The 244-nt window shown below is 67.6% G+C and carries 1 pseudogene; it reads left to right on the top strand.

Going from position 1 to position 244, the window contains the following annotated elements:
- A pseudogene (locus G3I42_RS37875) lies at positions 1-120 on the top strand (TetR family transcriptional regulator); the annotation flags it as partial.
- Positions 121-244 lie beyond the last annotated feature (124 nt).

Genomic DNA, 244 nt, shown 5'->3' with positions numbered 1-244 from the left:
AGGACTCCCGCCGCGCTCGACGTGCTGGACCACGTCCTCGCTCCGATGTACATCCGCGTCCTGTTCGGCATGGAATTCACCCCTGAGTACGTCGACGGGCTCGTCGACCGGCTGTTGTGACCACTGGATGCGCCCTCGCGGCAACGCGGGCGCGGAGTCGTCAGGCGGGCTGGGTGGTAATGGTGCAGAGGCGTTTGGTGGCCCGGGTCAGGGCTACGTACAGGTCTCTCTCCCCACCGGGGCG

This window comes from Streptomyces sp. SID11385, assembly GCF_010548245.1.
Taxonomy (GTDB): Bacteria; Actinomycetota; Actinomycetes; order Streptomycetales; family Streptomycetaceae; genus Streptomyces.
Note: the sequence above shows the minus strand (reverse complement) of the source record. Positions and strands in the feature narration are given on the sequence as shown.